Origin of the sequence: Streptomyces sp. TS71-3 (assembly GCF_018327685.1) — a bacterium.
Lineage (GTDB): Bacteria > Actinomycetota > Actinomycetes > Streptomycetales > Streptomycetaceae > Streptomyces.
Genome location: NZ_BNEL01000001.1, coordinates 3156381 through 3180397, shown reverse-complemented (window position 1 = coordinate 3180397; position 24017 = coordinate 3156381). Strand labels below are relative to the sequence as shown.

16 protein-coding genes and 1 pseudogene are annotated in these 24017 nt (G+C 70.2%); 7 read left to right on the top strand and 10 right to left on the bottom strand.

The window, feature by feature from the left end; all coding sequences use genetic code 11:
* Window positions 1-280: 280 nt before the first annotated feature.
* Window positions 281-3865 (top strand): phosphodiester glycosidase family protein, encoded by a 3585-nt coding sequence (locus Sm713_RS12825; RefSeq protein ID WP_212909763.1) that lies wholly within the window; start codon window positions 281-283, stop codon window positions 3863-3865.
* 284 nt (window positions 3866-4149) lie between these two features.
* The gene (locus Sm713_RS12820) at window positions 4150-6510 is read left to right on the top strand and encodes a GH92 family glycosyl hydrolase (RefSeq protein ID WP_212909762.1); all 2361 of its coding nucleotides are present in this window, start codon (window positions 4150-4152) and stop codon (window positions 6508-6510) included.
* Window positions 6511-6595: 85 nt separating this feature from the next.
* Here Sm713_RS12820 and Sm713_RS12815 read toward each other — a convergent pair whose 3' ends face one another.
* The 4 genes and pseudogenes from Sm713_RS12815 to Sm713_RS12800 form a co-directional block, all read right to left on the bottom strand.
* Complete coding sequence (locus Sm713_RS12815) at window positions 6596-8446, bottom strand: MFS transporter (RefSeq protein ID WP_212909761.1); 1851 nt, start codon at window positions 8444-8446, stop codon at window positions 6596-6598.
* 357 nt (window positions 8447-8803) lie between these two features.
* Window positions 8804-9068 (bottom strand): annotated as a pseudogene (locus tag Sm713_RS12810) (transposase); the annotation flags it as partial.
* A gap of 341 nt (window positions 9069-9409) precedes the next feature.
* The gene (locus Sm713_RS12805; protein WP_249416258.1) at window positions 9410-9655 is read right to left on the bottom strand and encodes a hypothetical protein; all 246 of its coding nucleotides are present in this window, start codon (window positions 9653-9655) and stop codon (window positions 9410-9412) included.
* Between the two features lie 338 nt (window positions 9656-9993).
* Window positions 9994-10377, bottom strand: coding sequence for a hypothetical protein (locus Sm713_RS12800; RefSeq protein WP_212909760.1), 384 nt, complete (start codon window positions 10375-10377; stop codon window positions 9994-9996).
* 337 nt (window positions 10378-10714) lie between these two features.
* Here Sm713_RS12800 and Sm713_RS12795 point away from each other — a divergent pair, with 337 nt between their 5' ends.
* On the top strand, window positions 10715-12058 hold the full coding sequence (locus tag Sm713_RS12795) for a tetratricopeptide repeat protein (protein WP_212909759.1): 1344 nt from the start codon (window positions 10715-10717) through the stop codon (window positions 12056-12058).
* A 172-nt stretch (window positions 12059-12230) separates the two neighbouring features.
* Here Sm713_RS12795 and Sm713_RS12790 read toward each other — a convergent pair whose 3' ends face one another.
* From Sm713_RS12790 to Sm713_RS12775, 4 genes are read right to left on the bottom strand one after another with little or no spacing between them, the layout of a single operon-like run.
* On the bottom strand, window positions 12231-13760 hold the full coding sequence (locus tag Sm713_RS12790) for an NAD(P)/FAD-dependent oxidoreductase (RefSeq protein WP_212909758.1): 1530 nt from the start codon (window positions 13758-13760) through the stop codon (window positions 12231-12233).
* On the bottom strand, window positions 13757-14608 hold the full coding sequence (locus Sm713_RS12785) for an SDR family oxidoreductase (protein ID WP_212909757.1): 852 nt from the start codon (window positions 14606-14608) through the stop codon (window positions 13757-13759). Before Sm713_RS12785 ends, Sm713_RS12790 begins: the two co-directional genes overlap by 4 nt.
* A complete protein-coding gene (locus Sm713_RS12780) occupies window positions 14589-15533 on the bottom strand; it encodes an alpha/beta fold hydrolase (protein WP_212909756.1) in 945 nt (314 codons plus the stop codon). The genes Sm713_RS12785 and Sm713_RS12780 overlap by 20 nt, the downstream gene beginning before the upstream one ends.
* Complete coding sequence (locus tag Sm713_RS12775) at window positions 15530-16876, bottom strand: cytochrome P450 (RefSeq protein ID WP_212909755.1); 1347 nt, start codon at window positions 16874-16876, stop codon at window positions 15530-15532. Before Sm713_RS12775 ends, Sm713_RS12780 begins: the two co-directional genes overlap by 4 nt.
* Window positions 16877-16975: 99 nt before the next feature.
* Here Sm713_RS12775 and Sm713_RS12770 point away from each other — a divergent pair, with 99 nt between their 5' ends.
* A complete protein-coding gene (locus Sm713_RS12770) occupies window positions 16976-17611 on the top strand; it encodes a TetR/AcrR family transcriptional regulator (protein WP_212909754.1) in 636 nt (211 codons plus the stop codon).
* A gap of 129 nt (window positions 17612-17740) precedes the next feature.
* On the opposite strand, the gene Sm713_RS12765 is transcribed toward Sm713_RS12770, so the two are convergent.
* Entirely contained in the window at window positions 17741-18301 is a 561-nt protein-coding gene (locus tag Sm713_RS12765; protein ID WP_212909753.1) for a nitroreductase family protein, read from the bottom strand.
* Window positions 18302-18531: 230 nt separating this feature from the next.
* Between Sm713_RS12765 and Sm713_RS12760 the strand changes: the two genes are divergently transcribed.
* The gene (locus Sm713_RS12760; protein ID WP_212909752.1) at window positions 18532-19989 is read left to right on the top strand and encodes a hypothetical protein; all 1458 of its coding nucleotides are present in this window, start codon (window positions 18532-18534) and stop codon (window positions 19987-19989) included.
* 72 nt (window positions 19990-20061) lie between these two features.
* On the opposite strand, the gene Sm713_RS12755 is transcribed toward Sm713_RS12760, so the two are convergent.
* Entirely contained in the window at window positions 20062-21186 is a 1125-nt protein-coding gene (locus Sm713_RS12755) for a P1 family peptidase (RefSeq protein WP_249416257.1), read from the bottom strand.
* A 364-nt stretch (window positions 21187-21550) separates the two neighbouring features.
* Here Sm713_RS12755 and Sm713_RS12750 point away from each other — a divergent pair, with 364 nt between their 5' ends.
* Both Sm713_RS12750 and Sm713_RS12745 read left to right on the top strand, forming a co-directional pair.
* Complete coding sequence (locus tag Sm713_RS12750; protein WP_212909750.1) at window positions 21551-22252, top strand: FadR/GntR family transcriptional regulator; 702 nt, start codon at window positions 21551-21553, stop codon at window positions 22250-22252.
* Between the two features lie 87 nt (window positions 22253-22339).
* The gene (locus tag Sm713_RS12745) at window positions 22340-23713 is read left to right on the top strand and encodes an MFS transporter (protein ID WP_212909749.1); all 1374 of its coding nucleotides are present in this window, start codon (window positions 22340-22342) and stop codon (window positions 23711-23713) included.
* Window positions 23714-24017 lie beyond the last annotated feature (304 nt).

The window sequence follows — 24017 nt, the reverse complement described above, 5'->3', positions numbered from 1 at the left end:
TAGCTGACAGCCGCCCTTCGCCGTAGCCGACAGCCACCCCGGACCCACGGCCCGCCGGCCCCCCGGGGACCGCACCGACAGGGCGTCAGCTCGCCGGCGGACGCGCCACCGCCCGCGGTCACCACACGGACAGGCCGTACTTACATCCAGCGTTCACCGAAAGCTCGTGGCGGCGTCGTTCGCGCGTATTGGCGGGCCTTTGTGATCGGGTGTGCGTCCATGATCGAAATGGGCGCAGTAGGGGAGTTCCTCCCGCTTCCTCTTCCCACCCGAGGTGCCCATGAGATCGACGGTCCTGAACCATCGCCGCAGGAGACCGTGGCTGGTCGCGCTCGCCACCGCGACCGCAATGGCCGCCGCGCCCGCCGTCGCGTACGCGGACAGCGGCCCGGTCGCGCCGGTCGTCGTCGCTCCCGCCGACATCGACCCGGTCACCGGCCTGCCGGCCATCGGCGCCCCTGCCCCGGGTGCGCCCGTCACCGGTGCTCCGGCCGCCGGTGCGCCCGTCACCGGCGGGATCCCCCTGACGAACACGTCCGAGAAGATCGGCCCGGGGATCGGCCTCCAGCACGTGAAGGCGCTCGACCAGAAGGGCTGGTACGACGCGCAGTTCCTGAACGTCGACCTGTCCAACCGCGCGGTCGGCACGGACCTGCTGACCTCCGGCCCCGTCGCGTCCGGCGGGCCGCTCAGCGCCGCCGCCAACAAGGCCGGGGCCGTCGCGGGCGTCAACGGCGAGTTCTTCGACATCGGCAACTCCAACGCGGCGCTCGGCGGCGAGGTCCAGGACGGCAAGCTGATCAAGTCCGCCGACATCGGCGGCCGCCAGCACGTGGGCGTCACCAAGGACGGCATCGCCCAGCTCGTGGACCTCACCGTCGACGCGAACGCGAACTTCGCGGGCGCGGACCACAAGGTGCTGTCGCTCAACGCCGCGAACGGCGGCGGGGTCCCCGCGGACGGCCTGATCGCGTTCACGTCGGCGTGGGGCGACTACAGCAGGGGCCGCGGCCTGTCGGGCGTGTCCAACGACGAGATCGCCGAAGTGCTGGTCAAGAACGGCTCGGTCGTCTCCGTCACGCCGAACGGTCCGGCGGGCTCGGGAACGATCGCGGACGACAGCTTCGTGCTCGTCGGGCGCGGCGCCTCGGCGACCGCGCTCCGCGCGCTCAAGCCCGGCGACCCGGTGAAGCTCGGCTACGACCTCGCCGACAACGCCGCGAAGACGATGAAGTTCGCGCTCGGCCACGGCGGCACCATCGTCTCCGGCGGCAAGGTCGTCAGCGGCCTCGACACCTCGATCGCCCCGCGCACCGCGCTCGGCTTCAAGAACGGCGGCAAGTCGCTCGTCCTCGCCACCTGGGACGGCCCGGGCGGCACCGGCAAGGGCGGCGTCGGGATCGACAAGGAGGCGCGCGACCTCGCCGCGATGGGCGTCCAGACCGCGGTCAACCTCGACGGCGGCGGCTCCACCACGATGGTCGCCCGCGCCCTCGGCGACGACGCCGCGACGGTCCGCAACGTCCCGTCCGACGGCCAGGAGCGCAACGACCCGAACGGCGTCGGGGTGTTCGTCTCGAAGGGCAACGGCCGTCTTGACCAGCTCCTCGTCAAGCCCGCGCCGGGTGAGGCGTCGGCCGACGGCGGCCTGAAGGTCTTCCCCGGACTGCACCGCCGCCTCGTCGCTCAGGGCGTCGACGACCACGAGACGCCGGTGGCGGTCGACCCGGAGTCCGTGCGGTGGTCCGGTCACGGAGCACCCGTCGAGGGCGGGGTGCTCGCGGCCCCGGCCAGGGCGCACGGCACGATCACGGTCGACGCGCACGCGGGTCGCGAGAAGGCGCAGGAGAAGGTCTCCGTCCTCGGCGCCGTCGACAGCGTGGAGCTGTCGGCCCAGCGCCTGTCGATCCCCGACGCGACGCCCGACAACGCCCTCACCGTCGGCGTGACCGGCCGCGATGCCCAGGGCTATACGGCTCCGCTCGACCCCGGGGACCTCTCCCTCGACTACGACCACAGCGTCGTCGACATCACGTCCGCGGACGGCAAGCTGAAGATCACCCCGCTGGCCGACGCGGGCACGATCCTTGACGTCTCGGTCGGCGGGAAGTCGGTCCAGCTCCCGATCACGGTCGGCGTGCAGTCCAAGACCGTCTACGACTTCGACGACGACGTGCTCGCCCGCTGGCACAACAACAGCACCGCGGCCACGACGTTCTCGGCGGACCCCGACGGCCTGCGGATCGACTTCGACGCGATGCGCAACGTGGGCATCACGGCGGCGTCGGCGTCCGGGCGCATCCAGGTGCCGGGCCAGCCGCTCCGCCTGCGGATGCGGCTCAAGTCGAGCATCAGCGTGCCGAACGGCCTGACCTACATCAGCTACGTCGACGCGGACGGCAAGAGCAACGGCGTCTACGGCACCGGCCTGACCGCGGGCGACGACTGGCAGAACGCGTCGTTCACGCTGCCGGCGAACACGAAGTTCCCGATCGCGATCTCGGGCTTCCAGGGCATCAACACGAGCGTCGCGCAGCAGAAGGCGGGCACGTTCGTCCTGGACCGCGTCGAGGCCGACATCCCGACGTCGATCGACCTGCCCGCCCAGGCCGCCCCCCGGCCCGACCCGCTCGTCTCCGACGACGGCTCGCTGCTCCAGGGCCACGACACGTGGACGTTCGCCACGCTGTCGGACGTGCAGTTCACCGCCGACAACCCGGCGCTGACCCAGGTCGCGACGGCCGCCATCCAGCGGATCCGCAAGACGAACCCTGACCTGATCGTCCTCAACGGCGACATCACCGACCGCGGCCTGCCGCAGGACCTCGCGCTGGCCCGCAAGGTGCTCACCGACGCCGGGTGCGACCTCATACCGGTCGGCCAGGAGCCCCCGGCCAACAGCACGCCGGACCCGAAGTCCGGCTCGGTCCCGTGCTACTACGTGCCGGGCAACCACGAGTCGTACGGCCTCGACAACGTCCAGGAAGACCTGACGAACTTCACCCAGGAGTTCGGACAGCCCTACCGGACGTTCGACCACAAGGGCACGCGGTTCATCCTGCTCGCCAGCTCCCTGGGGTCGCTGCGCGGGACGGCGTGGGACCAGCTCCCGATGCTCCAGAAGGCGCTCGCCGACGCCCAGAAGGACAAGTCGGTCCACAACGTGATGGTGTTCGCCCACCACCCGGTGGACGACCCGGCCGAGACGAAGTCCAGCCAGCTCGGCGACCGCGACGAGGCCGCGCTCGTGGAGCACATGCTCACGGGTTTCCGCGACTCCACGGGCAAGGGCGCCTCGATGGTCGGATCCCACGCCCAGATCGCCGACGTCCACCGCCTTGAGGGCGTTCCGTACACGGTGCTGCCGTCGTCGGGCAAGGACCCGTACGGCACGCCGGACCGCGGCGGCTTCACCGGGTGGGTCGACTGGTCCGTCGACGCGGACCGGAGCGCGAACGAGCAGTGGCTCGAAGCCGACGTGCGCGCCTTCGCGCAGTCCGTCACGCTCAGCGCCCCGGCTTCGGTCGAGGCCGGCAGGTCCGCGCAGGTCTCGGGCAGCATCGTGCAGCCGGAGGGCGTGTCGACGGGCACCCGCGTGGTCCCGCTGCGGTACCCGATGTCGGTCCACTGGAGCGGCTCGTCCAAGCTCGCGATCGGCAGCGGGAAGCAGGCCGTCGACCAGGCCCGCCACCAGGGCAGGGTCGCGATCCTCGACCCGGCGAACGGGACGCTCACCGCGCTGCGCCCCGGCTCGGTGACCGTGTCGGTGGCGAACGACTCGATGCGCGCCTACACCGACGACAGCTCGCTCGCGCCGGTCACGGCCTCGAAGACCATCGAGGTCCTGCCGGCCGGGTCGGAGTGATCGCGACCACCACGGGCACGCGGCCGCCCCGGATCGGCTCCTGAGCGGTCCGGTCCGCGGCGCGGCGGCCTGGCCGGGGGCGAGCACGCACGTGCTCGCCCCCGGCCCCGTTTTACCGCCGCTCACCCCCACCTCCCACGGCCCCGTTTGCCCTCGCGCACTTCGCACCCGCCACCCGAACCGGGCAAAAAGCCCGCCGCGGGCGACGCATTGACGGAACCGCACCCGAAGGGCAAGGATCGAAAGCGCCCATTTTGACAACGTTGTCGCACGAGAGGACCGCGATGAGAGCGTTGAGACGCGCGTTCGCCGCCTTGTTGCTCGCCACCGCCGTGACCGCAACCTCCGCCACCGCCGGCGTCGCGAACGCCAACGGGCCGGGGCCGAAGTTCGCGGCCGACCCGACCAGCCTGGTCGACACGTCGATCGGCAACAACGGCGACGGGACCACCTTCCCGGGCGCCGCCGTCCCGTTCGGCACGGTGCAGCTGAGCCCCGACACGCAGCTGAACCAGTACGCCTCCTACGACTACAAGCAGGACACCATCCTCGGCTTCAGCCACACGCACCTCTCGGGCGTCGGCTGCCAGACGATGGGCAACTTCCGCTTCATGCCCACCACCGGCGCGGTCACGTCGTCCGACCCGGCGCAGTACGGGGCGAAGTTCAGCCACGACAACGAGACCCGGGCGCCGGGCTACTACGGCGTGAAGTTCGACAACGGCATCCAGGCCGAGCTCACCGCCACCGAGCGGACCGGCCAGCACCGCTACACCTACCCCGCGGGCTCGGGCGCCGAGAACGTGCTCATCGAGACCGGCGAGAGCAACGGCAGCACCTACGCCGGCGACGTCCACGTGGTCGGGAACGACACCGTCGAGGGCTGGCTCCAGGGGGGCAACTTCTGCGGGGAGACCGGCAAGGAGCGCTACCGGATCTTCTTCAGCGCGAAGTTCGACCGGACGTTCTCGTCCTTCGGCACCTGGACCGACGGCACCCTCACCCCGAACCAGCGCGATGCGTCGCGGGGCAGCAAGCGTGCCGGCGCCTGGGTGACGTTCGACCAGGCCAAGGGCGCCCAGGTCGGTGCCTCGGTGGGCGTCTCGTACACCTCGATCGACGGCGCGCGCCTGAACCGCGGGGCCGAGCAGCCGAAGTCGTTCGACAAGGCCCGCTCCGCCGCCCACGACTCCTGGCGGGACGAGCTGAACCGCATGCGGGTGGCCGGCGGCAGCACAGCCGACCAGCGCACGTACTACAGCGCGCTCTACCACTCGCTGCTGCACCCGTCGATCGGGTCGGACGTGGACAACCGCTACCGCGGCTTCGACGACAAGGTGCACCGCGCGGACTCGACGTACTACCAGATGTTCTCGCTGTGGGACACGTACCGCTCGCAGAACCAGCTGGTGGACCTGCTCAACCCGGACAAGGCCGCCGACATGGCCAAGTCCGTGCTGCACATCTACCAGGACGGCGGCTGGCTGCCGCGCTGGGCGCTCGGCAACAGCGAGACGAACGTGATGAGCGGCGACCCCATCACCCCGTGGATCGTCGACGTCTACAACCGCGGCCTGCTCGACGACCGCACCTCGCGCCGGCTCTTCGACGCGCTGTGGAAGAACGTCAACGAGGTCCCCGCCGACCAGTCGATCTTCCGCGGCCGTGACGGCAACCCGACGTACGTGAAGAACGGCTTCGTGGGCTACCAGAACCTGCCCGGCTACACGTACGGCGACAGCCGCCAGGCGGGCTCGGCCACGCTGGAATACGCCCTCGCCGACTGCGCGCTGTCCACGATGGCCGGCTCTCTCGGCTACCAGGACAAGGCCCGGACGCTCGGCTCGCGCTGCGACAACTTCACCAAGCTCTGGGACCCGTCCGTCTCGTCGCAGGGCTTCTCCGGCTTCCCGGTCGCGAGGAACGCGGACGGCACCGTCGCCGGCGACCCCGACCCCACGCAGACCAGCCCGTTCCACGAGGGCACCGCGTGGCAGTACCAGTGGCTCGCCCAGCAGGACCCGGCGACGCTCTTCGGGCTCATGGGCGGCGCCGGCAAGGCCGAGCAGCGGCTCGACAAGTTCTTCGACATGCCGACCGTGCTCACGGACCCGGCGAAGGCCGCCACGGACTCGTGGGTGCACGGCGCGTACGACTACCACAACAACTTCGCGTTCAACCCCAACAACGAGCCCGACTTCCACGCCCCGTGGATGTACACGTGGACGAACGCGCCGTGGAAGACCTCGGCCGTGCTGCGCGCGATGCGGACGCTCTTCACCGACAGCGTGTACGGCATGCCCGGCAACGACGACCTCGGCGCCACCTCGTCGCTGCTCGTCTTCGCCATGGCCGGCGTCTTCGAGGCCCAGCCCGGCTCCGCCACCTACGTGGTGAGCGCGCCGATGTTCGAGAAGGTCGAGATCCGGCCCGAGCACGGCCGGGCGATCCGCATCGAGGCGCCGGGCGCCGACGCGTCGAAGCTCCAGTACGTGTCCTCCGTGGCCACGCACAAGGGCGAGCTGCACCAGAGCTGGCTCTCGCACGAGGACCTGCTCCGGGCCGGCACGATCAGGATAGGCCTGTCCGCCACGCCGACGAGCTGGGGCGTGGGCGCCGCCCCGCCCGCCATGGCCCGCGGCTGACGCTCCGGGGTGCGGTCCCTCCGCGAGGGGCCGCACCCCCGGTCAGCCCTTGCCGCCCGCCACGGCCGGGAAGGCCGCGGCCGGGTCAGCCACGGCCGCCCGGTTCGCCTGCGCCGCCCTCGACGGCGGCCGCCGCTCCGGTGCCCGGGGCTGGCGTGGCCGGGTCCGGGACGACGAGCTCGCTCTCGGCGAGGCCGAGCTGTCCCGAGACCGCGGCCAGTTCCTCGCCGAGCGGCTCGGGCGCCGCCACCTCGTGCTTGCTGCCGATCTTTCCGGTCAGCAGGGACGCGACGGCCGCGACGGCGCAGGCCGCGACCGCGAACCAGAAGGCGACGATCAGGCCGGAGTGGAAGGGACCGGAGATCAGGTGGGGGAAGAACTCCTTGCTGGTGATGGTCGCCCCGCCGCCCGGCAGCTTCGACAGGTTGTCGCCCAGCAGCTGCTGGAACGGGTTGTAGCCGAGGAACGCCGCGAACAGCACCGCGATGGGCGGCAGCTGGGAGATCCCCTGGGCCACGTTCTGCGACACGCCCTGCTGGACGAGCCCGTCGTGCATGGCGCCCGGCAGGGTGTGCGAGAGGCCCGCGATCATGAGGCTGAAGAAGACGCCGATCGACAGCACCGCGGAGGAGTTCTGGAAGGTCGCGCCCATGCCGGCGCCCGCGCCCCGGGCCTCGGCGGGCAGCGCGTTCATGATCTCGGCGCGGTTCGGTGAGGCGAAGAGGCCGGAACCGAGGCCGTTGACGAGGATCAGCAGCGCGAAGACCCAGTAGTCGAAGTCCGTCGGCAGCTCCATCAGCGCCACGAACCCGGCGCCGGTGAGGATCGCGCCGCCGACCGTGAACGCGCGCGCCCCGAACCGGTCGGAGAGCCAGCCGGACAGCGGCGCGGAGAGCAGGAAGCCGATGGTCAGCGGGATCATGTAGATGCCGGCCCACAGCGGGGTCTTCTCGAAGCTGTAGCCGTGCAGCGGCAGCCAGATCCCCTGGAGCCACATGATCAGCATGAACTGGAGGCCACCGCGGCCGAGCGCCATCATCAGGCTCGCGATGTTGCCCGCGGTGAAGGCCCGCAGCCTGAACAGCGAGAGTCTGAAGAGGGGTTCGTCCACCTTCAGCTCGATCCAGGCGAAGATCCCGAGGACCGCGACGCCGCCGATCATGGCGATCAGCACCAGCGGGTTGGTCCAGCCCATCGTGCTGCCGCCGTAGGGCTGGATGCCGTAGGTGATGCCGACGAGCACCGCGATCAGGCCCACCGCGAAGGTGACGTTGCCCCACCAGTCCATCTTCGCCTTGCGGCGCACTCCGGTGTCATGGAGCTTGACGTACGCCCAGATGGTGCCGAAGACGCCGAACGGTACCGACACCAGGAAGATCAGCTTCCAGCTCACCGGGGCGAGCACGCCGCCGAGGATGAGGCCGATGAACGAGCCCGCGATGGCGGCGATGGAGTTGATGCCGAGCGCCGTGCCGCGCTGGTGCGCCGGGAACGCGTCCGTGAGGATCGCCGTGGAGTTGGCGAACAGCAGCGCGCCGCCGATGCCCTGCGCGATGCGCCAGCCGATCAGCCAGAGGGCGCCCGCGCTGCCGTCGAAGTAGGTCAGCGACAGGGCTATGGAACATATCGTGAAGGCCGCGAAGCCCATGTTGTACATGCGCACCCGGCCGAACATGTCGCCGAGTCTGCCGAAGGTGACGACGAGCACGGCGGTGACCACCGTGAAGCCCATCAGCATCCACAGCAGGTAGCTGGTGTTCGCCGGGTCCAGCGGGTCGAGGTCGATCCCGCGGAAGATGTCGGGCAGCGCGATCAGCACGATCGACTGGTTGATCATCACCATCAGCACACCGAGCGTGGTGTTCGACAGTGCGATCCACTTGTAGTGCTCGCCCGGCCCGCTGCCCGGGGGTGCTGCGGCGATTGTCCTGCTCATACGGTTACTCCCTCCGTCAGCGCCCGCCATGGGTGGCCGGCACGGACAGAAAACGTTGGTTGTTACAAGTAACCTATCTCGCGTCCAAGGTGTCCATGGGTTCTCCTTGGGTGACACGTTGTTTTCACGCCGGTGAACGGTGGCATGACGGGGGCGCGCAGAGCGCCCTGAAGGGGCGCGGGGACCAGCGCGAGCAACCACGACGAGACGTCAGGTCGCCACCCTCCGAAGGGACGGGTTCTGTCGTCCCCGGACCACCGGCCGGTGGGTGGTTGCTCGCGCCCGTGCGGCGGAGCCGCATATCGACACAGCCCCGCGCCCCTATAAGCTCAGCCAACAACGCCTCGTGCACACGCTGCCGCACCCCGGCCTCGTTCCACTCCCGAAGACGCCGCCAGCAGCTCATACCCGAGCCGAAGCCCAGCTCCTTGGATAGGTGCTCCCACTGGATGCCGTGATGCAGGACGTACAGGATCCCGCACAGCACCCGCCGATCCGGCAACGGCCTGCGGCCCGGATACCGGAACCCGCGCTCCCTCCTCGGCAACGGCGGCTCTATCCCCTCCCACAACTCCCCAGACACGACCCACGGCGAAGCTCCCACAACCCGAACAACGCCCAACTCCCCACCCAGGCACGGCTACGAAAACGAGAGAGGCCCGCCCCTGCATGCCCCCGCAGTTGACCCAGGAAGAGGAAGTACAGAGGCGGGCCATCTAGCCACCCGCTCCCACGGGCTGAATCCGGCGAGGGCCGGGGAGGCTCAACTTTCCGCCGGGATGCGACGCTGTAATGTGGCGTCCCTCTGGAGAGGGAACATTGTCCCAACTCTAAAGAAGAGGAGTTTCCCGTATCTCGCCGTGCTTCGCATGTCTACCACTTCATGGAAGCGCATGCCAAAGAGCAGGAGATCCCCCTGCTTGACGGTGTCCGAATTAACCGACTCCGTTATCTGCTCGTGCTTCACTCGTCGGTCTCTTCCCTTACCGCCTGTTCCAGAACGGTCGCGAGCTTTCGCGCTGTCCCGGCATTGACGCGCCCCAGCTCCACCAGGTAGACCGCCGGGTCATAGGATTCTCCGACCGGATCCGAGCCCAGCGACGGTAAGACGATGCGGATTTTGTCGAGTACTTCCCTGAGTCTCTGGACGACTTCATCCACTTCCCGCTTACGTGCAGGGGGATTCTCCATAATTTCCGGCCTAGTCATGAACCTTCCTCGCCACCGTTTGGACTAGTCATCATCCGAAAGGACGCCAGAGCCCTTACACGTTGGGCACTGTGCTTCCCTCAGAGAATCGACAGTTCGCGTCACTGTCTTCTTTCGTACGTTGCTCCACTCCTGCACGTGAGTTGGGACCCGGACAAACACGTTGCCGTTGTTGCAGGAGCACTGCCTTTCGCTCACGCCTGCCCCCTACCGGAACGCTCCGGACACAAGCCCGTACGCCGTGAGGCCCAAACCGACGAACACACCGGTCATGACGAGAGGCCAGGCAATTACGCCGATAACCCTGCGGACACGCGCGCGAACGGACACCCGTTCTTTCACCGGGTGGGCGGGCATGTCTCGCCACCACCCAACAATTCGTAGGCGCCAACCAGCCGCAAAATCAGACGCGACCAGCCGCGCAACGTGTCTTGAGCGCTAACCGTGCTGTTCACTGGATGCTTTAAGAGCCGTTCGGCGTGAAAGACAATCGCCTCTCCGGCCGCTCGGAACTCCTCTGAACGCGTGGTTTCGCCCAGCTCCCGTACACCGAGCGTAAGAATCTGAATTTTGTTCCTCAGATCCATAAGCGCGGTCAAAAGCGCTGCCCCCGTGGGGGGTTGGCCCCGGTTGAGCAAGCTCCGCACCACTGCCCGTGTCTCCGTCACGTGCAGTTGGTTGGGCGCTGCCACAGGCGTCAACGCTTGGGTAGCGTCTGCCATGTCGACGAACCTCCTTGTCGTCGTCGGCCACGCCCCGGGCCGTTCCCTCCCAAGTTGCGGTCGCGGGGGTCCGCCATTCCATGGCGGACGTGGCATGCAGTTGTTGAGCCCTGCTCCGCGGCCTGTCCGGACCGGAGGCTGGAGCGGCCAGGGACGACCAGGGAGCAGGAGCCCCGCCCACCTGGCTGAGGCCGACGTGGCGTCACCAACCAGCAAGACTCGGTGCCTTGCGCGAGCGGAGCACGTACAGCCAACCGACGCGACAAGGAGCGCGGTACCGTTGGAAAGGTACGGGTTTTTAAATCCGTTAAGTTTCGGAGCAAGGGAGGCGCGAACGGTGACCAGTCGCGACCCCAACGAGTCACTAGAACGGCTGTTCCGCGAGACAGGCTGGACGCTCGAACGCTTCGCGCGGGAGGTCAACAAGATCGCGACGGAGCGCGGCGCCCCCGCGAGGTACGCCGCTCCATCGGCGCATCAGTGGATTTCAGGGGTCAGGCCCAGGGACAAGGCTCGTTCGGCGATTGTTGAGGCTCTATCGCGAGAACTCGGCAGGCCAATTACGCAATCTGAGGCTGGTTTTACCGACCAAGCCAAGGGGGTGAAAGGAACCAGTGGCACGGTCGAGGGGCTGGTTAATCTCGGAACGCAAGACATGGATCCCTCCCGACGCAGTGTTGTTGGCGCAACTCTCTTTTCAGTTGCGTTGACCGTACCCGATTGGCAAGACGTAGTCGGCCGTATGGATGGTGTTCAAACTGGCCGCATCCGACGGATAGGGATGCAGGATGTTGACACCGTTATAGCCATGACCGAGCGAATCTCAGAGCTAGACGACCAATTCGGCGGACGTCAAGCGCGGCCCATGGCCGCTGCATTCCTCGTTAATACGGTCGCGCCATATTTACGGGCCGACGCTTCGGATTCGGTCCGCAAAGCGATGATGTCCGCTGCGTCTGACCTGTGTTATTTGACCGGCTACATGGCCGTGGATGAGGGTTTCCATGGACTGGCACAGCAGTATTACCTGAAAGCGCTAGAACTCGCGGGTGCGTCAGAGGATCATTTGACGTATTGCACAACACTGCGAGGAATGAGCGTCCAAGCTGTGGATCAGGGGCATGGTCCTTATGCAATGCGTCTAGCTGACGCCGCTGCCGCAGCATCACCGCAGGCAGGACCCCGTATGCGAGCATTTCTGGCGGGCCAACAGGCGCACTCAAGTGCGCAAATTGGCGACCGTCGCAATGCTCTGATGTACCTCCGTGAGGCCGAAATAGCCATGGATAAAGCGGAATCTCGCAGTAAAGCCTTCGGGTCCTATGACCCGGCATCTTTGAATTATCACGTTAGCCAAGTTCGATATGAACTTGGAGACGTGGCGGGCTCTATCGATGCACTATTGAAGTCCGATAGTCTTCGAGATGGCATATATCGTCGTGCTCGAATGAGGTTCCGTGCCACTATCGCGGAGCGTCAACTGCGCTTGGGGCATCTGGAAGAGGCTTGTACCACCTGGAATTCTGCACTCGATGACTACCCCCTAATTCAATCAGGGCGAGCCGATCAGCGCATTGCGGAAATGTACCGGGTGATTCGACCGCACTTGAATAACCCTCTGGCGGGTGAGCTTTACGAACGCGCCCGGACGGTTACTCCAAGCGACTTGATTCCGTACTAAAGGTGGTCGAGTGGCGGAGTTGAATAGGGCCGCTCGGAACCAAAACCGAGCGGCCCCTTTTTACACTCTGTCACCGTCACACCGGGTGTGCGACTCGTGACAGGGGTGGACAGGCCGAGGGGTCTGTCACTTACCTTCCCGCGCGCTCCTGGGGTGGGCCGGGGCGGAGCCCCTATACGGGTCCCGGGCGTCGGGAGAACCGCATCGCGCCGCCGTCGACGCGGCCGAACCGCAGCGTCAGCAGGTCCTGGGCGTAGTTCATGCCGAGGCGCCAGGGTGCGCGCGAGCCGGACTTGGGGAACTCATGGACGGAGCGCAGCACGTACCCGGAGTCGAAGTCGAGCAGCGGCCGGAGGGTCACCCCGGCGTCGTCGTTGGCCGGAACGCACTGGTCGTAGCCGCGGGCGTCGAGACGGCGGAGCAGGCGGACGACGTGCTCGGCGACGAGGTCGGCCTTGAGGGTCCAGGAGGCGTTGGTGTAGCCGACGGTGAAGGCGAAGTTGGGCACGCCCTCCAGCATCATGCCCTTGTAGGTCATGGTCTCGGGCAGCGCCACCTCGCGCCCGTCGACGGCGAGCCGCATGCCGCCCAGGGCCAGCAGCCGCAGTCCGGTGGCGGTGACGACGAGGTCCGCGTCGAGCGCCGTGCCGGACTCAAGCAGCAGTCCCGTCGGGGTGAACTCCGCGATCCGGTCGGTGACCACCGAGGCGCTGCCATGGCGGATCGCGGTGAACAGGTCGCCGTCGGGCGCCAGGCAGAGCCGCTGGTCCCAGGGCTGGTAGCGGGGGCTGAAGTGGGTGCCCACGTCGTAGCCGGGCGGCAGTTGCCGGATCGCCGCCTTGCGCAGCAGCGACTTCACGACCTCCGGACGGCGCCGGCTGAGCCGGTAGAGCAGCGTGCCCAGCGTGACGTTCTTCCACCGGATGACGGGGTACGAGCGGCGGGCGCCGAGCAGGTCCCGGAGCCGGTTGGCGAGCCGGTCCTCGGCGGGGCGTGACGCGATGTAGGTGGGCGAGCGCTGGAGCATCGTCACGTGCGCGGCGCTCTCGGCCAGGGCCGGCACGAGCGTCACCGCGGTCGCGCCGCTGCCGATCACAACCACCTTCTTGCCGGTGTGGTCGAGGTCGGCGGGCCACTGCTGGGGATGGACGACCGTTCCGCCGAACCGCTCGATGCCGGGGAAGTCCGGCGTGTGTCCGGCGTCGTAGTGGTAGTAGCCGGTGCAGACGTACAGGAAGCGCCCGGTCAGCCGCAGCGGCCGGCCGTCGCGGACGGCGTCCACCGTCCAGCGGGCGTCCCGCGTGGACCACTCGGCGCGGGTGACCCGGTGGCCGAACCGCACGTACCGGTCGATGCCCGCCTCGGCGGCGGTGTCGCGGATGTAGTCCAGGATGGCCGGGCCGTCCGCGATGGCCTTGGCCTGCCGCCAGGGGCGGAACCGGTAGCCGAGCGTGTGCATGTCCGAGTCCGACCGCACGCCCGGGTAGCGGAAGAGGTCCCACGTGCCGCCGATGGTGTCGCGGGCCTCCAGGATCGTGTAGGTGCGGCCGGGGAAGGCCGACTGGATGTGGTGGGCGGCGCCGACGCCGGACAGGCCCGCTCCGACGATCAGCACGTCGACGTGCTCGTCGACGTGCTCGTCGGCGTGCTCGTCGGCGTGCTCGTCGGCGTGCTCGTCGGCGTGCTCGTCGGCGGCGGTCACCGGGCGTCCTTCCGCCGTCCGCCCAGCCTGGAGCGCAGCGAGGTGATGACGGTCTGGTAGTGGGTCGGGGTGATCCTCGCGAGCGCGTCGAACAGGTAGGCGTCCGGGCCGATCAGGATCCGCGCCCTGCCGCCGTCGACGCCCCTGTGTATGACCTCGGCGGCCTTGTCGGGCGAGGTCATGGTCACGGCCTCGAACTCCGCGGCCAGTTGCTCCTTGGTCCGCCCGCGGCCTTCGGGGTCGGCGCGGAAGCGGGCGTTGCGGGCGATGTTGGTCGTGATGCCGCCGGGGTACACGGTGACGGCGCGGACGCCGGTGCCCCGCAGCTCCTGGCGCAGGGCGTCGGTGAAGCCGCGGACGGCGAACTTCGAGGCGCAGTAGGCACTCTGGTAGGGCACCCCGAGCAGCCCGTAGACACTGGAGGTGTTCACCATGACGCCGGCGTCCTGCTCGGCGAGGATCGGCAGGAACGCCCGGGTGCCGTTGACCACTCCCCAGAAATTGATGCCGTGCAGCCACTCGTCGTCCTCGGGCACCGCGTTCAGGACGGTCGAGGCCAGCGCGACGCCCGCGTTGTTGAACACCGCCGCCAGCGGCCGCGTCAGCCACCCCCGCACCTCGCCCGCGAAGTCCCGCACGCCGGCCGCGTCGCTCACGTCGAGGACCCGGGTGAGCACCGGTCCCGTCAGCGGCGCCGCCGTCTCGTGCAGTCCCGCCTCGTCCACGTCGGCGAGCGCCACGGGCGCGCCCAGCCGGGAGAGCCGCCGGGCGAGGCTCCGGCCGATGCCCGACGCCGCACCGGTGATGACCACCGGGCGGCCGGTGATGCTAGGGAGTGGTCGGCGCATCGGTGCTCCTTGTCCGGGTCGGGTGCCCGCTTCCGATGTGGTCGGCGACGAGGTCGAGCAGGGTCGGCCACGCGCCCTCGGGCAGGTCGTGGCCGAGGCCGGGGACGGTCTTGAGCCGGGCGCCGGGTATGCCGCGCGCGGTGGCGGCCCCGCCGGTCGGGTTGACCATCCTGTCGCGGTCGCCGTGGATGACGAGGGTGGGCGCGGTGATCGTCCGCACCTGCGCGGTCCGGTCGCCGGAGCGGAAGATCGCGGCGAGCTGGCGCCCGGTCCCCCCGGTGGTGGGGTCGCGGTCCCAGGAGAGGCCGGCGGCTTCGCGCACTCCCGCCTCGTCGAAGGGGAAGCCGTGCGAGCCGATGTGCCGGAACATCCGCACGGCCCCCTCCAGCGCCTCCGCCCGGTTCCTGGGCGGGCGGGCCGCCATCAGCCGCCAGGTGGACGGCGCCGGCCGGCCGATCCTGCGCGCCCCGGTGGTCGACATGACGGACGTGAGGGTGGCCGCCCGCTCCGGCCACCGTGCCGCCACGGTCTGCGCGATCATGCCGCCCATCGAGACGCCCACCAGGTGGGCGCGCTCGTGGCCGAGGGCGTCCAGCAGCCCCACGGCGTCGGCGGCGAGGTCGCCGAGGTCGTACTGGCGCGGGTGCCAGCGGCGGGTGAGGATCGCGGCCGGGCCGGGCGGCCGGAAGTCCAGGTGGGTCGAGCGTCCGGCGTCGCGGTTGTCGAACCGGATCACCCGGTGGCCGCGGGCGGCCAGCCGCTCGCAGAACGCCGTGGGCCAGCTGTGCAGTTGCTGTCCCAGGCCCGCGACGAGCAGGACCGGCTCCGGGCCGGCGGCGCCGGGGCCGGCGGCCTCGAACTCCTCGTAGGCGAGCGAGATGCCGCGCCCCGCGTCGGCCACCCGCTCGGCCGCGGTCCCGGTCACGAGCCGGCTCCGGTGGCGGCGGAGGCCACGGCGTGCGGCGCCTGGACGGTGCGGCGGCGCACCAGGGCACGGCCGCCCCGGCCGGGGGCGTACGCGATGCCGCGGGAGTGCCAGCGCTCGTCGGGCTCGTCCGTGGGCAGCAGCTCGAAGTCGCGCAGCAGGGTGCGCAGGACGACGCTCATCTCCATGGTGGCGAAGGCGGCGCCGAGGCAGCGCCGGGTCCCGCCACCGAACGGTATCCACTTGTAGAGGTCCGGCTTGGTGCCGAGGAACCGGGACGGGTCGAAGACGCCGGCGTCGGGGAAGACCGCCGGGTCGTCGTGGATCAGGGAGATGCTGACCAGGACGGCGTGGCCCTTCGGCACGGTCCACCGGCCGAGGGTGAGGCTGTCGGCCCTCACCTGCCGTCCCACGAAGTCGACGACGGGGCGGGTGCGCTGCACTTCGAGGATCGCCGCCTCCCGCAGCTCGCCGCCGCCCGCGTCGACCTCGTCGGCCAGCTCCTTGAGGACCGCGGGGTGGCGGCGCAGCCGCTCGATCGCCCAGGCCAGCGTGGTCGCCGTCGTCTCGTGGCCGGCGCTGAGCAGGGTGAGCAGCTCGTCGGCGATCTCGCTGTGGCTCATCCGCGAGCCGTCGTCGTACCGGCTCTGCACCATCGTCGCGAGGATGTCGTTGCGCTCGTCGAGCCCCGGGTCGCCCTCGGCCTGGGTGATGAGCCGTTCGACGATCGCGTCGTACTCGCGGCGCATGCTCCAGAACCGGCCCCACGGGGTCCACTTCCCCCAGGCGACCGTCGGCAGCGGCACCACGGCGATCCGCGATCCGAGGGTGACCATCCGCGGCAGCAGGTCGCGCAGCTCGCCGAACTCGGCGCCCTCGGCCCCGAAGACCGCGCGCAGGATGATGTTGAGCGTGATGCGCATGGTCGACGGCAGCGTCGGGAACTCGCGGTCCTGCGGCCACCGCGCCATCTCGCGCTCCGCCTCCTCCTCGACGATCCTCTCGTACGCCGTGAGGCGGCGGCCGTGGAACGGAGGGATGAGCAGCTTGCGCTGCTTGCGGTGCTCCTCGCCGCTGAGCGCGAACAGCGACCCGGGGCCCAGCACCCGGCCCAGGTTGCGCCCGAGGTTGGAGGCGACGTCGTCACCGGTCATGAACAACTGCCTGATCTCGTCAGGGGCGCTGATGACGACGGCGTGGCCGAAGATCGGCAGGTTGACGGTGAAGGCGTCTCCGTAGCGCTCGCGCATCCGGCGCATACCGCGCCGGGAGACGAGCAACGTGTAGGCGCCCTGGACGAAACGGGGGGCCGACGGGCCCGGCGGAAGTGTGGCGGTCGTCATCGGTTCAGTACCTTCCCGGCGTGGTACGCGAGCGTACCAGCCGTACGGTACGCCGGCGTACCATCGGCCCCAAGGGGCACGTGCGAATAAGGAGATAAGGTGACCAGCGTGATGATTGCGGGTCGCGTCAGGCATGCCGGGGGGCCGGCCTCCACCTCCGACGACGCGGACACCTTCCGCAGGCGGCTGCTCGACGGCCTCGCCGACTCGATCGCGGCGAACGGCTACCGCAACACCACCATCGCCGACATCGTGCGCCAGGCGCGCACCTCGCGGCGCACGTTCTACGAGCACTTCCCCAGCCGGGAGGCGTGCTTCGTCGCGCTGCTCACCGAGAAGAACGCGGAGATGGTCGGCAAGATCTCCGCCGCCGTCGACCCGGCCTCGCCCTGGGAGGTCCAGGTGCGGCAGGCGGTGGCGACCTGGATCAGGAGCGCGGAGTCCGCGCCCGCCATCACCGTCAGCTGGATCCGTGACGTGCCCTCACTCGGCGCCGCGGCGCGCGAGTTGCAGCGCGACATGATGGAGTCCTTCATCACCATGATCCAGACGCTGTGCGACACCGAGGAGTGGCACGCCGCCGGCGCCGGTCCGGTCTCCCGGCAGGTCGTGATCATCCTCCTCGGCGGGCTGCGCGAGCTGATCGCGACAACGGTCGAGGACGACGGGCGCGTCGGCGACATCACCGAGCCGGCGGTGCGCGCCTCGGTGGCACTCCTCGGGCCGCGCGCCTGAAGCGGGCTCGAAGCGGGCTCGAAGCGGGCTCAGGGTCTGGAGGTCTGGAGGTCTGGAGGTCTGCCTCCGCGCGTCGATGCTCAGGATCAAGGACCTCGGCCGGGCCGCTCGATGATCCCGACTCGGCTGCTACTCCGTCGCTGACCAGGGAGCGGAGCGCAACTGCGCGACGCTGCGCCGGTCACGGCCCTTGGGAGGTCCGCCTGCCGCCCTGCCCACCGCGACCATGGACACGATCGCCCAGCCCGGGTCCGGGTCCAGCTCCTTGGTGAGCCCTGCGAGGTCGAAGGCCCGGAACTGGTGCCCGGCCAGTCCCATGGCCTCGGCCTGAACGGTCATGTGGGCGACGGCCTGGCCGAGGTCGTAGTCCGCGAACTCGGAGTAGAGCAGCTGCGTGCCATCGACGTACCGGCGCGTCAGCGTGACGACGAGCAGGCCCGCATCCGCCGCCCAGCGGGCCGAACTCGCGGCAAGGTGAGGGAGCACCCGGTCGTGCTCCGGCTCACCGGGCCTGGCGGTGAAGAAGCCCCACGGTTGGGAGTTTCCCGCCGACGGCGCCCACCGCGCGGCTTCCAGCAGCAGCCCGAGGGCATGGTCGTCGACGACCGCCGACGGGTCGAACCGGTAGGGGCTGAAGCGCCCGGCAAGCAGCGGGTGAATACCGCCGGGCCTCTCCTGAGGATCCTGCACGTTCCGCTCCAACCGGCTGCCGTGAGCCCGTATTCCGGCCGGCGCGAGCACGGGCACCGGCCCGCCGGCCGGTTTGCCGCCGGCCGCCTCCCCGGCCGCCGATTTCCAACGTTCAACCGGGGTTCGCGTTGCGGTGCGGCATGCATCCGATGCCTGCCGCACTGTCTCTCGCAGCCAGGGCTGCGATGTGATGGACAGACGCAGCGGAACGAGCGGAAGGGCACCTACCTATGAACGGCAACGGCAGACCGTCCCGGCGAACATCGGCCAACTCCCGGCTCGGTGGGGCGGTTCTCGCGGCACTCCTCGCCGCCTCGACGATCGGATCCGTCCCGACCACGGCGTCGGCCGCCCCGGAGCAGGACCGCAACGGCACCCGCGTGGCGTCGAACGTCATGGTCAAGCGCGGGCAGCACGCCCGGACGACGGCGTTCGTCGCCCCTCGCACCGGCGAGGCCGTGCTCACCCTGACCTCGCGGGCGCCCGGCGCCTCGTGGCAGACGGAGGGCAGCGAGTCCGGTGTGGTGTCGGTGCACGTCGACAACCGCTACGTCACCGACATCGTCATCCCGTCCGACCAGGCGACCGCGCGGAGCTTCACCATCGGGCACCTCACCAAGGGAGTGCACACGCTGCGGTTGCAGTTCGCCTCCGACCGGTCCCCGAGCGGGGTGGACAGCGCGCGGCTGAGCAACATCTCCGTGCGGGTGCACGACGAGAACAGCGAGGAGGGCCTGGTGCTGAGGCACTCCCCCGTGATGTACGGGAGGAACGTCGCCGACCTCGGCAGCCGGTTCCAGAGCGCCACCACCGACACCCCGCTGATCGCCTACCACGAGGTGCTTCCCGCGACGGCCCCCGGGCACAGGATCCTCCAGTACACGATCGTCTGGAGCAACGAGGACGGCGGCACCGACTCCCCCGCGCTGATGGCACGGTGGGGCCGCACCACGGACATCGAGTGGGCCTACCGGGTCGAGGTCGACGCCCGCGGCGACGCCGTCCCCGGCACCGGGGTCTACCAGGCAGCCAACCACCAGACGCTCGTCTTCGCCGGCACCCGCGAGGGCGACCGCCCGCTGCTGGAGACCTGCACGTCCAACAACAACATGTGCGACGAGGTCGACGACCCGATGCGCTTCTCGCCGTCCACCCTGGAGGCGCTGCCCGCCGGGGCGGCCCGCGAGCACCAGATGGACGTCAATCCGTGGACGTACCCGGTCATGGCGCAGGAGATGCTGCGCGAGGGGCAGATCGAGTCGCCGTCCGACCCGGCGACCGTCCAGGTCGGCGACCAGCGCACCTACCTGTACGTCGCGGTGGCCCACACCGCCACGCCGGCCGCCGAGACGTCGGCCGTGGGCCTCGCCGTCGGCGTCCGCCTCAAGGGCGACGACACCCTCTACACCTCGGACCACGACGTCCCCACGTCCTCGGTGAACCGGGACGGCACCGCCGCGACCACCGTGGAACTGCCGGCGGGCACCCGGCAGTCGGACATCTCCGAGATCGTGGCGCTGCGCAGGCCCATCCAGGAGACCGGGGCCACGCTGACGGTGACCGGGATCAGCCGGGCGTTCCTCCTCAAGGACGACTACTACCCCGACGCCTCGTTCGTGGACGTCAGCGGGAGCCGGACCCTGACCCAGGAGGCACCGACGGCCGTGCTGTGGAGCGCGAACGGCTGACGGGCGCGGAGCGGAGGCGGGGGCGCGGCGGCGCCCCCGCCGCCTTTGCCCGCCCTTCCGGTCGACGGGGAGTCAGGGCCGTTCAGGGCTCTCAGAGCCGGGGAGCCCTGGCCCGGAGAATCCTGGACCGGGAAGTCCTGGTCCGGGGAGCCCCGGGCCGGAGACTCCCGCGATACTCTCGACCGGAAGGGCGTGCGCGACGCGGCCGCCGGTGGACCGGACGGTCGTGGCCGCCAGCAGCGCGTCGAGGACCGCTTCCTCGACGGCGTCCATGGCCGCCTCGAACGCCGCCGACGTCTGGTGGTTCGTCAGGGCGACGGTCGGGCGGCCGGCCTCCGAGGTCGAGACGGCCAGCGCGTAGTCGCCGCTGCCGTGGCTGAAGCGGGCGCCGACCCGCGCGAGGGCGTACACGGCGCGGGAGGCCAGGCGCCGCAGCAGGTTCGCGTCGAACGGGGCGTCGACGGCGATGACGATCACGCACGAGCCGCCGTCCGCCCGGGGCCCGGCGGCGGGCAGGCCGTGGTCGGCGGGCAGCACGGTCCGGCCGAGGGCCCTGAGACTCCCGCCCATGTTGATCTGGGCGAGCGCGCCGATGGCGACTTCACCGGTGGCGGCCTCACCGGTGGCGGCCCCACCGCCGAGGTCGACGACCCGCGAGGAGGACCCGATGCCGCCCTTGAACCCGAGCGCGCAGGCACCGGTGCCGCCGCCCACGTTGCCCATGGGAACGGCCTCGGTGGAGGCGCCGTCGATCGCCTCCAGGACGTGCTCAGCCGTGACCGGACGGGGCTCGGCCGTGGAGAGCCAGGAGTCGTTGACCTCCCCGACGACGGGATTGACGGACGTCACCGCCCGCCCGTGCCGGCGCAGCACCCACGTCACCACGGCGTCGGCCGCGCGGAAGGCGGAGAGCGTCGAGGTGAGCACGATCGGGGTCTCCACCTGGCCGAGCTCGGCGATCTGGGTGGCCCCGACGAACTTCCCGTAGCCGTTGCCCACGAACATGCCGGCGCGCACGGGCGTCGCCGACGACGCGCCGTCCACGACGATCGCGGTGGCACCGCTGAAGGTCGCACGACCGTCGCTGACGGTCCTGTGCCCCACCCGCACCCCGCGCACGTCGACGATCGAGTTCGTCGCGCCGACGGGGAAGCCGCCGACCGCCACGCCCGCCTGGCGCAGCCGAATCCCTGCCACGTCCGGACATCCCTTGCTCTCGAATCCCGCCGGTGCAGTGGACACACTGCCGTACGCCGACACGCGCGTGCGGGCCAGCATGCCTGGCCCCTTCGGACACGACGGAGACTGCCCCTTTCGGCCGGTGACGACGCATCATCGTGGCTGCTCGCGGCCGTGATCGGGGCGCGGCCCCGTCCCTGGGCGCCGGGGAACTCGCGCGAATGGGACCCGGAAATCCTGCGCGAAGGCCCCCACCGGCCGGTATCAGGTGATCGACGTCACCAGGATCGCGATACAGGCGCCACCAGGATCGCGATACATGGGATGTTAGGCTGTTTGGGTCGTAGGATGAATATCAGGAGACCGAACACGAGAGGGATCCATGCCGCTCCGCAGCCCCGCGCGCTCCAATCTCGTCGACTCGGTCATCGAGCAGGTCGAGGACCTGATCCGGCGCGGCGAGTGGCCGGTCGGCAGCAAGGTCCCCGCCGAACCGGTGCTGGTCGAGGAGCTGGGGGTCGGGCGCAACACCGTGCGCGAGGCCCTGCGCGCGCTCGCGCACACCGGGCTTCTCGCCCCCCGCCCGGGAGACGGCACCTACGTGCTGGCCGACAGCGGGCTGGGTGCCGCGGTCCGGCGCCGGCTGCGGCACAGCGACACGATCGAGGCGTACGAGGTGCGTGCCAGCCTGGAGCGGGACGCCGCGAGGTACGCGGCGCTGCGCCGCACGGAGGCGGACGTCACCCGGCTCTGGGACGCGCTGGCCGTGCGCGAGGACGCGTGGGGCGAGGACGGCGCGGACACCTCCGCGTTCGTCGAGGCCGATCTCCAGTTCCACCGAGCGGTGGCCGCCGCCGCCGGCAACGCGGTCCTCGCCGAGCTCTACGACCAGTTCAGCGACTCGCTCCGCCGCGCGCTCCGCTCGGTCGTGGGGGCGCCCCTGCCGGAGGCCGCGCGCCGGCAGGTCGCCGAGCACACCGCCATCGTCGTCGCCATCGAGAGCGGCGACGCCGAGGCGGCCGAGCGTGCCGCGCTGCACCACCTGTCCGCTGCCATGGACGCGCTGCGCGACCTCTCCGGGTAGCGGGCCGCGCACGGGCGCACGGGCCCACCAACCCCCGGGGGCCACGCGGCCCTTCGACTCCCCACGAACCACGCAGAGGAAGCGACGATGGAACACGAGATCGCGAAGGCGGGCCCCGAGCGGGTCCCCGCTGGACCCGAGCAGGTCTCAGCGGACCCCGAGCGGGTCTCAGCGCGCTCCGAGCAGGTCTCAGTGCGCTCCGAGCAGGTCTCCGCGGGGCCCGGCCGGGCAGGCGACGAGGGGACGGGCCGGGGCCGCGCCGGATGGCTGCTGGTCGCGGGGATCGTGCTGCTCACCCTGAACCTCCGGCCCGCGCTCGTCGCGGTGTCGCCGCTGACCCCGCTCATCGGCGGTGGCGGCACCGGCGGGCTGTCCTCCTCCGCGATCAGCCTGCTGACGTCGCTGCCGCTGCTCTGCTTCGGACTGCTCGCCCCGGTCTCCCCCCGGGTCGGCCGGCGCCTCGGCATCGAGCGTTCCCTCGTCGTCGCCATGGCGCTGGTGATCGCGGGTACGGCCGTGCGTGCGATCCCGGACACGGTCGCGCTCTTCGCGGGGACGGTCGTCATCGGGGCCGGCATCGCCATCGGCAACGTGCTGTTGCCCAGCCTCATCAAGCGGGACTTCCCCCAGCGGGTCGGGCCCATGATGGGGATGTTCTCCATGACGCTGTTCGGCGGAGCCGCCGTCGCGGCCGGCCTCACCGTGCCCCTTCAGCACGCGTCCGGGCTCGGCTGGCGCGCGATGCTGGCCTGCTGGGGCGCGCCGGCCGTGCTCGCCGCGGTCGTGTGGCTGCCCCAGCTGCGCAGCCGTTCACGGCTGTCCGCCCAGGGCGTGCGGGACGCGGCACACCCTGTCAGGGGACTGTGGCGGCAACCGCTCGCATGGCACGTCACGGCCTTCATGGGCCTGCAGTCCCTGACCTACTACGCGGCCACCGCCTGGATTCCCACCCTGCTCCAGAGCAGCGGAACGAGCCAGGGGACCGCCGGCTGGATGCTGTCCTTCTCGTCCCTGCTCGGGATCGCCGGCTCGTTCCTCGCCCCCGTTGTCGCCGAGCGGCAGATGCCGGCCGGAGCGGTGGCGGTGCTGTCGTCCGTGCTGTGCGCGGGCGGCATAGCGGGGATACTCGCGGCGCCGGCCGCCGTCCCCTACCTGTGGATGGTCCTGCTGGGCCTCGGCCAGGGCGGGGCGATCAGCCTGGCGCTGCTGTTCATCGTGCAGAGGGCACCCGACACCCGTCACGTCGCCCAACTGTCCAGCATGGCCCAGAGCTTCGGCTACGTCCTGGCCGCCTTCGGCCCGCTGGCCCTGGGCGCCCTCCACGACGCGACCGGCCACTGGACCCTCCCCCTGGTCGTCCTGCTGGCGCTGCTCGTGCCGCAGGCGTGCTTCGGGGTGGCGGCGGGGCGCAACCGCCACGTACGGGCGGACGACACGACCACCGCCGTCCCGAGCCGTTGATCGCCCAGTAGCCCCGCACCGGCGCCGCTCGACCGGGATCCCGTGAGCGCTCACGCCGGGTAGCCATCACCCGCACCAACCACCCCATGCCTGAACGGCGGCAACCGGCGGCGCCCGGGGGCCAGAAGCGCTCCGCCTGCACATTTGATGCGCCCGGATGCTGCCGTTGTGCGGTCCGTTTCAGATGAGGAAAACTTCACACAAACTCTAGATGAACGGAAGGTATATTAGCTGTAGATATTCGTGGGTCGTAGTTTGCGATTCACGTATACACGGCATCTGTAAGTGAGATGACCGAGATGCC

Excerpts from the sequence above, each read along its gene's own strand:
- Sm713_RS12825 (WP_212909763.1), top strand. The coding sequence starts at position 281 with ATGAGATCGACGGTCCTGAACCATCGCCGCAGGAGACCGTGGCTGGTC.
- Sm713_RS12820 (WP_212909762.1), top strand. The coding sequence starts at position 4,150 with ATGAGAGCGTTGAGACGCGCGTTCGCCGCCTTGTTGCTCGCCACCGCC.
- Sm713_RS12815 (WP_212909761.1), bottom strand. The coding sequence starts at position 8,446 with ATGAGCAGGACAATCGCCGCAGCACCCCCGGGCAGCGGGCCGGGCGAG.
- Sm713_RS12805 (WP_249416258.1), bottom strand. The coding sequence starts at position 9,655 with ATGACTAGGCCGGAAATTATGGAGAATCCCCCTGCACGTAAGCGGGAA.
- Sm713_RS12800 (WP_212909760.1), bottom strand. The coding sequence starts at position 10,377 with ATGGCAGACGCTACCCAAGCGTTGACGCCTGTGGCAGCGCCCAACCAA.
- Sm713_RS12785 (WP_212909757.1), bottom strand. The coding sequence starts at position 14,608 with ATGCGCCGACCACTCCCTAGCATCACCGGCCGCCCGGTGGTCATCACC.
- Sm713_RS12775 (WP_212909755.1), bottom strand. The coding sequence starts at position 16,876 with ATGACGACCGCCACACTTCCGCCGGGCCCGTCGGCCCCCCGTTTCGTC.
- Sm713_RS12760 (WP_212909752.1), top strand. The coding sequence starts at position 18,532 with ATGAACGGCAACGGCAGACCGTCCCGGCGAACATCGGCCAACTCCCGG.
- Sm713_RS12750 (WP_212909750.1), top strand. The coding sequence starts at position 21,551 with ATGCCGCTCCGCAGCCCCGCGCGCTCCAATCTCGTCGACTCGGTCATC.
- Sm713_RS12745 (WP_212909749.1), top strand. The coding sequence starts at position 22,340 with ATGGAACACGAGATCGCGAAGGCGGGCCCCGAGCGGGTCCCCGCTGGA.